This is a genomic window from Pseudonocardia bannensis, assembly GCF_012911875.1.
Taxonomy (GTDB): domain Bacteria; phylum Actinomycetota; class Actinomycetes; order Mycobacteriales; family Pseudonocardiaceae; genus Pseudonocardia; species Pseudonocardia bannensis.
Genome location: NZ_JAAXKZ010000021.1, coordinates 52,097 through 59,664, shown reverse-complemented (window position 1 = coordinate 59,664; position 7,568 = coordinate 52,097). Strand labels below are relative to the sequence as shown.

Below are 7,568 nucleotides of genomic sequence, written 5' to 3'. Positions count from 1 at the left end.
TTCCTGGGCGAGCTGCTGCTGATCTCCTCGAGCCGGCACGGACTCGATCATCTCGGTCACTACGGGTCCTTCCCGCCGAGCGCGCTCGGCGTGTCAGGACCAGTTACACCCAAGATCAGACAGTCCCTAGAAGCCGCGAAAGGTGGTCAACGGGGGATTTCTGCGGCTTCTGCGGCTTCTACGGCACGAGGGTGGACCTGCCAGCGCGGCGAGCCGGGCCGCCCACCCGTCGGCCCGGCGGGGGCCTCGGCACGGAGGTAGCCGTGGTCCTCGAGAACCCGCAGCGCGGGGTCGAGATCGCCAACTTTGCGGAACCGGGCGCGAGAGACCCCGGAGAACAGCTCGCGGCGGGTGAACCGTTCGGCCCCGGTACGCCCGATCCAGTCGAGCAGTGCGCGGGCGTCGTCGACGGTGGGGTCGGCGCCCATGCGGTCGAAGACGGCGAGGGCGTGGGCGAGGAAGTACTGGCCGAGGCGGGCGGCGGCATCGATGTGACGGGCAGGGACGGGCTGGATCCAGGCGGTCGGGAGGGTGTCGGCGAGGTGGAGCAGGCCGGCGATGCGGGCAGTGGCGCCGGTGAGCTTGGAGGCCCAGTCGGTGATGTGGGCCAGCTCGGCGTGCGGGGCCAGCTTGGGTTCGAGGCCGCGTTCGAGGTCGAGGACGCGGTGGTTGGCTTCTTCGTCGAGGCGTAGCCGCAGCGGGTCTGGCTGGTCGGCGAGGGTGACGACGAGGCGGGCCACGCGGCTGGTGTAGATGCGGTCGACCGGGGCCGGCACGGCAGGGGCGCCGACGCGACGGCGGCCGACAGTGTTCTCCGGCAGCGAGTAGAGGATCCGGGCGAGGAGGCCGCGGCCGCGGAAGCCGGGCATGCGGGCGATACCGGTGAGCACCTCGGGCTGCAGGGCCAGGCCGAGGGTGAGTGCCGGTTTGGCGACGTGTTCGGCGGGGCGGCCCTTGCGGTCGACGCGCAGCAGATCGCCGGCGTGGCCCTTGAGGAAGACCTCGAGGGAGGGGACACCGCCGGAGTAGCGGCCGGCGAGGGTAGAGAAGATCCCGCCCTCGGCGGACAGCACCGCCAGGCGGCCGCCCTGCTCGGCCAGGAGCGACGCGGCGGCCTCTGTGGTCACGTCGTCGGCGATCAGCCGTGGCAGTGGCGGGACCACGATCTCCTCGGCGGCGATCGCCGCGTCTTGAGCGGAGGCGAGGGCTTCCTCGCGGGCGAACCGGTCGCGGGCCTGGGTGGCGTCCTTGGCGCGGCGCTCTGCTTCGGTGTGCGCGACTTTCTTGGCCAATTCGGCCTCGACGATGCGGGGCCGCGCCTGCTCGACCAGTGTCTGCTCGGCCTCGAGGAGAGGGGCGGTCATGGCGGCGAAGACGGCGCTCTTGCGGGAGCCGGGTGGCATCGCGACCACGGTGTAGAGGTTCAGGGGCTCTCGCCAGCCGGGGCGCACCTCGAGCTCGGCGCGGCCCCCGGCCGCGGTGGACAGGGTGGCGAGGGCGAGGCAGCCGGGCAGGTCGAGCGGGGTCTGGGTGAACTCGGCGATCGCCAGCACCATGTCCGCCACCCACGACGGCAGGGCGTCGACTGGGAACGGCGGGACGAGCCGTCGCGGGGTGAGCGGAGTGGGATCGGCGTCCCAACCCTGCGGTTCGGGCTGATCTTCGCCGTGCAGGACGGCGAGGCGGCGGTCGGCGTCGAGGCCGGCGAGGATGTCGTGGGCAGTGGTCCGGCGGGACCGCGAGCTCACCGAGAACCTCCCGTCGGTAGCTGACGTGGGGTACGGGCGCCGGCGGTCAGGCCGGAGCGGATCGTCGCGTGCGCTTCGGCTGGTGGCAGGCCGATCACTGCGGAAGCCTCAGCGAGGGCAGCCGTGGCGAGCCCTTCGGTGAGCAGCCCGGCGCCGACGAGCTGGCCGAGGGCGAAGGCAGCGCGGTTGAGGGTGTCGTTGCGCTGATGGCTGCCTGGACGAGCGCCCAGGACGTTGTCCAGCTCGCCGCGCAGGGCTACGACGGCGTAGCGGGAGCGGCGGCCCACGACGTCAAGCAGCGGAGTGAAGTCCTGCCGTGCAGACACCGGTGTCCTGCGCGTTGTGGTGTCGTCGCAGAGGCGGTTGGTGATCCAGTCCGGTAGCGCGGCCACCGAGTCGGCGTGGTTGCTGCGGTAGCGGCGGCCTCGAACGATCGAGCCTTCCGCGACGACGTAGCCGCCAGCAGCGCGGATGTCGACCAGCCAACCCAGTCGTCCGGCCGAGTTCCGAAGCTCGGCTCCGTGGGGCGCGGAGAAATAGAGGTGCTCGCCGCCCGACGCAGTCTGCACCGCGTAGGTCTCGAACGGCGCGGTCTGGCCGTTCTGCTCGGCGAGGGCGGCCAAGACGTCGGCGCCGTCCCGGATCCCGGGCCGGTTCCACCGCGGAGGTCGTTCAGCGCCGTGTTCCGGCCTGTCCAGATCGATGACCACCAGCCTCGACGGTCCACACGCGATTCCGATGTTGAAGCGCTTCGGGCCGGTCCAGGCGCGGCGGATCCGCTCGGGATCCGTGGTCGCGCGGGCCTCCCAGTCCCGGATCGCCGGGCGCTTGTCCCCAGGGCGGAGCGGGAACACTCGCCAACCTCGAGCAGCATGACTGAGCGCGAACTGCAGCAGGTCAGAGCCCACGATGACGCCTCCCTGTGATCGAAAGTCTCCTGCGCTGTCGGAGATCGGGCGCATACTCCGCGGCATGACGTGGACGCCGGCCGAGCCGCCCTGGGCGGTGCCTCCGCGCGCCCAGATCGCCGATCTCCACTGGTTGGCGTACGCCGACGCCACCGAGTCGACCTCGCGAATCGCGGCCGGTGTCGTCGCAGCGGTGGCCTGGGCACGCGGCGGTCAGCAGGCTCCGGTCAGTGGTCGGACCGACCAGCCGGTCACCCGCGCTCTGGCGGAGATGGAGCTGTGGGGCGCCCGCGCGGCTACGTCGCCGGACTCCCCCATCCCGATCGACGCCCTGCGCGACGACCTCGGCGTCGACTACTGCCCGCCACGAGAACTCGATCCGCAGCGGGCTGCTGGAACTGTCGCAGCGCTGAGTTGGCTGCTGGGAAAAACCACTTCTCCCCCGATGCCCCTGCCTGCCCGACGGCCGGACGGCCAACTGCTCGAGACGCAGGAGCTGGTCGACGCGGCGATGGCGGCCGAGCCGTACAAGACCTGGGGCCCGGAGGAACGTCATGCGGCGCGGAACGACGCGAGGGCGACGGTCGAGCGGTCGCGGCGGTTGATCGCACGGATCGCGTCGGTTCAGGAGCGGGTGCGGCGCAGTGGTTAGCGCTCGGAGACGGCGTCCCATTCGAAGGTCTCCTCTCGTGTGTTCTGCCAGGTGTGGGGCTGCCGCGCTGCTTCGTCCTCGGCCTCGCGCTCGGCATCGGCTGCTTCGCGTGCGGCGATCTCGGCAAGGGCGAGCTGTGCGCGGGCCACGGCGGCGGTCGTCTCGTCGAGGGTCGGAACCCGATCGGCAGGAAGATCCACGGTCTCGCTGCGGTCGGCCTCGCTCACCTCGCGGAGGTCCGGCAGGTCGGTCTCCGGACCGTGCGCGACCTCGTCGAGAACAAGGGAGTCATCCACGACGTCGAGTTCGGTGATCTCCCGGTGCCGGTCCTCGTCGCGCTCCTCGGCGAGGTGCAGGGCGAGCCACTCCTCGGCGGTGACCTGATCCGTGGGGTGGGCGAGGTCGACACCACGAGCGCCGAGCTCGACGCGGGCCCGCTCGGCCCGGTCGCGCGTCATTGCGGTGTGGGCGTACCAGGTCGCGCGTGCCTGGTCGGCGATCTCCAGCTGAGCGGCTTGCTCGGCCAGAGACTCGGCCTCGGCGCGGGCCTGCGCAGCAGCGGCCCGAAGCTGCTCCTGCTCGGCCTCGTCGGTGACAGCGTTCGCGTGCGCGTCCCAGATCTCCGCGTCCGCCTTGGCCTTCGCGGCCTGCTGGTGGGTCTGGTCGAGTTCGTCGCCGACCCAGCGGGGCGCCCACGCGGTCTCGCGTTCGTGGGCGCGAACGCGCATGCGCAGCTGCCCGTCCGTGAGGTCTGCTTCCTCGGCTCCGGCATCGGGGAGGTCCAGCGCGTTGTGCGCGGCGCGGAACAGCACCGCGGCTTCGGCCATGCCGGCGGCGGGTGCCGGACCAAGCGGGTCGTGCTCGTCGGTCTGCCCAGCGAACTCGCGGTAGGCCGCGGCCCACCCGGCTCGGCGTTCCCACTCGGCCCGTCCGACGACGTCGTCGGGTACCGGTCCGAGGGCCGTCCTCGCCCAGGCCGGTGGTTCCTGCGCAATCTCGGCACCCAACTCGTGGCGTCGGAGATCGACGGCGTCGGCCCGGTCGCGCAGCCACGCGGCCCAGCTCCCCGTTGCGTCGCGAGGCACGAGGTCCACCGCCGACCCGATCTCGGGAGTCAGGCGGCCATGGAAGGTGGTCGTGATTCGGTGGTACAGGACCTGGGCAGGTGAGCGGGCGTCGTCGAGGCTGCGCCCGTCTATCGCGCCGGCGAGCACCGCGGCGGGGTCGTGGCCGGCGAGCTCGGCGGTGCGAAGCAGACGTTCCAGGGAACCGAGGGCTCCGTCGGCCGCGAGCCGCTCGCGAAGCTTCGGTCCGAGCATGCCCTCCGCGGCGAGCTGGTCGAGGGTGGTGGCGGTCCGACCCGCGGTCACGTGCGAGACGCCCTCGACCAGCTGCCCGGCGTGGGTCAGCGCCGACCGGGCCGTGATCTCGGCCTGCTCGCGTTCGGCGAGTGCGGTCTGGTCGCTCTCTGCTGCGGCGAGGACGTCGGCCAGCACGGCGCGGGCGGTGCGCGATTCGGTGTCGAGCGCCTCGGCCGGCATCGCGTCGGGTGCGGTCGAGCGGGTCACGGTCCAGGCGGTGTTGCGCTCCCGTCCTCGGGTCAGGGCGACGTAGAGCGAGGACGCCTTCGCGCCCGGTGCGAGCACGGCGTGGCAGGTGTCGACAGTCCGGCCCTGCGCGGCATGCACCGTGCTGGCATAGGCCAGGGCCAGATGCGAACGGACGTAGTCCGCCGGCAGATGCATCGCGTCGCCGCCGGCCACCGGCGCGACGGTGAGCCCGCCGTCCTCGCGTAGGGCCGTGACGCGGTAGGTGCTCCGGTTGATCGGCGCTTGCTTGTTGCCGGCGAAGCCGATCAGGTTCCAACCGTTGCGGCGGGCCTGCACGAGATCCCCGACTCCGGCGACGGTGCCCTGCATTTCCAGCTCGACCCCGACCGCCTCAACCCGACCGAGGTCGACCAGCTGCGCGCGCAGCGCGGCGCTCACCCGCGCCGCAGCATCGTTGCTCCCGACGATGAGGATCGAGTCCCGCCCGCCGAGGGTGTCGGCCATCCATGCCCGCGCGGCTGCGGTCTCGGCCTGGTCGACGGTGCCGGCGTCGATGAGCCGGCCGTGCCGCTGGTACGCCTCCAACGCTCCGGGATTCCGCTCACGCAGTCGAAGCGACGCACCACGTTCCCAGTCGGCCGAGAATCGGCGGACTTCGCCCAGCTGATGGGTGAGGCCGCGCTCGGCGACGTCGGACAACGCCCCGCCCGGACCGACCGCGCCGAGCTGGGCTGGGTCGCCGACGAGTAGAAGCTTGGCGCCTGCGGCATCGCAGCGCGCCACGATCTCGGCCAGGTCCCCGGTGGACGCCATCCCGGCCTCGTCGACGACTACCAGGTCCCCGTCCCGCAGCACCATGTCGCCGGGAACGTCGCGAAGCCAACGCGCGATGTTCGTCGCGCGCAGGCCCTCCTCGCTCAGAAGGTCGGCCGCGACCTGCGAGGGCGCCAGGCCGATCACCCGCCGTCCAGCTTCGGTCCAGGCCTCGGTCAAGGTGCCGACGGTGAAGGTCTTGCCCGTTCCCGCGGCGGCGGCCAGCACCTCGACCCGGGCGCCCGACGTCAGGACACCACGCAGGGCAGCCGCCTGGTCGGCGCCGAGCTCGTGCCCGGACTCTGAGAACCGAGTCACCACGGTGTCCGCCTCCTCCGTGGAGAAGGTCGGAGCGCCGCGTAGGACCGCGCTGCGCCGTAGCGTTCGCTCGGCGGCGAGCTGACCAGGCGCGCTGTAGCGGTCGGCGCCGGGCCGCTGGAACATCGACTGACCGTCGGCGCGGCGCAGCTCGGCGGGCAGCTCGTCGAGTACGGGCGGCGGCGTGATCGGGACCGCCTGCTCGAGTGCCGTGTCGGTGAGCCGCTCGAGCAGAGGCCGCACCTGATCCGGGCGCAGGCCGAGATGTCCCGGCAGCTCGTCGGACACCGCCCGCATCAGATCTGACCGCGACCAGGACGCGCGCGTGGTGCTCACGTTGGCCAGGGCCCGATCGACGACGTCCTGAACCGACCACTCCCCCGGCGCGCTCGGACGCTGGCTGCGGCCAATCACGTCGTGCGCCACCTGGTTCAGCCCACCGACCACGGCTCGGCGGGCCTCAGCCTCCCACCGGTCGAGCCGCTCTCCTAGTGACTCCCCGCCGGGCGACTTCGCCGCCCGGGTGGCGAGGGTCGCTTGCTGAGCCAGCCGGGTGCGCTCGAGCGGGGACGGGTCGCGCCCGAACCGGGCGGAGAAGGCGTCCATCAGCTCCCGGGTGTGAGCGGTGATGGCGTGCCGGCGGGAGGAGAACAGCCCCAGCAGCTCCGAATCGACGCCGACGACCTCCCGCGCCCGCCCGTCCGGACGGGTGGCCAACTCCACCCCGAGCGTCCGCGCGAGGTGAGCCTCCATCACCCGCTCAGCGATCGCGCCCGCCGCACCCCGGTGCGCATGGATGGTGCGGGAGTCCAGCGCCCGCCACTTCCCGTCGGCAGCCTGGACCCGGTTGAGGATGGCGTTGTGCACGTGCAGCTGCGGGTCGCGATCGCGGGAGTCGTGCTGCAGGAACTGGGCAACGACGAACTCGTGGGCGTCGATCCACCGTCCGCCCCCACCACCGTGGTGACCAGCGCGGGCGTACCCAGCGGAGTCCTGGAGGAAGTCCAGCCCGGCCCGGGCACCGACGAGCACCGCGTCCTCCACCGCCCGCTGATGCGCCGCCCACGCCGCAGCCGCCCGCTCGTCCCCCGCCGCCCGGGCGTCGTTGGCGGCCCGCTCGAACGCCACCCCGAGCACCGTCACGCTCTTCGGCGCGGAGAAGGTCGCGTCGATGAACGCCACGGCCTGCCGCGACGACACCTCGGCTTGCGTGCGCAGCTCGGCCCGCCGCTCCGGTCCCGCCTGCGGCTCGGCAGCCACCAGCTCGGCGTGGATCTGCTCGGGCGAGCGGAACCTCTTGTGAGGCGCGGCCAGTGGCGCCGCCTGCCCCCACGTCGACCGCGACGCTGTCGCCGGATCGCGGGGATCGAGCAGGTGCGTGTACACGGCCTCCATCAGCTCGGCGTCGACCTGCCCGGCCAGCCCGAGCCGTTCCGCGCCGGCGCCGAACCAGAGGCCGGCAGGCTCGCCCGTGGCGACCGCACCGGTGTAGTAGCCCTCCCGTCCACCGGCGACCGGTCCGGTCAGGTAGCCGACGTCGTGCCCGATCGCCAGGCTCAGCACGACCGCCCTCGCAGTC

At 72.6% G+C, this 7,568-nt stretch carries 4 protein-coding genes; 1 reads left to right on the top strand and 3 read right to left on the bottom strand.

Annotation, left to right across the window (positions count from 1 at the left end):
- Nucleotides 1-146: 146 nt before the first annotated feature.
- Together HF519_RS08645 and HF519_RS08640 are read right to left on the bottom strand one after the other, a co-directional pair.
- Nucleotides 147-1,748, bottom strand: a complete 1,602-nt coding sequence (locus HF519_RS08645) for a YfjI family protein (protein WP_211169732.1) — start codon at nucleotides 1,746-1,748, stop codon at nucleotides 147-149.
- Nucleotides 1,745-2,710: a bifunctional DNA primase/polymerase gene (locus HF519_RS08640; RefSeq protein WP_169411951.1), complete on the bottom strand. Its 966-nt coding sequence runs from the start codon at nucleotides 2,708-2,710 to the stop codon at nucleotides 1,745-1,747. The genes HF519_RS08645 and HF519_RS08640 overlap by 4 nt, the downstream gene beginning before the upstream one ends.
- 10 nt (nucleotides 2,711-2,720) lie before the next feature.
- Between HF519_RS08640 and HF519_RS08635 the strand changes: the two genes are divergently transcribed.
- Nucleotides 2,721-3,308 (top strand): hypothetical protein, encoded by a 588-nt coding sequence (locus tag HF519_RS08635; RefSeq protein ID WP_169411949.1) that lies wholly within the window; start codon nucleotides 2,721-2,723, stop codon nucleotides 3,306-3,308.
- Here the strand turns inward: HF519_RS08635 and mobF are convergent.
- Nucleotides 3,305-7,552 (bottom strand): MobF family relaxase, encoded by a 4,248-nt coding sequence (gene mobF, locus HF519_RS08630; protein WP_169411947.1) that lies wholly within the window; start codon nucleotides 7,550-7,552, stop codon nucleotides 3,305-3,307. The two genes, HF519_RS08635 and mobF, sit on opposite strands and share 4 nt — an antisense overlap.
- Nucleotides 7,553-7,568 lie beyond the last annotated feature (16 nt).

Bases quoted from the DNA above. Each gene is read 5' to 3' on its own strand.
- HF519_RS08635 (WP_169411949.1), top strand. From the start codon at position 2,721: ATGACGTGGACGCCGGCCGAGCCGCCCTGGGCGGTGCCTCCGCGCGCC.
- HF519_RS08640 (WP_169411951.1), bottom strand. From the start codon at position 2,710: ATGCGCCCGATCTCCGACAGCGCAGGAGACTTTCGATCACAGGGAGGC.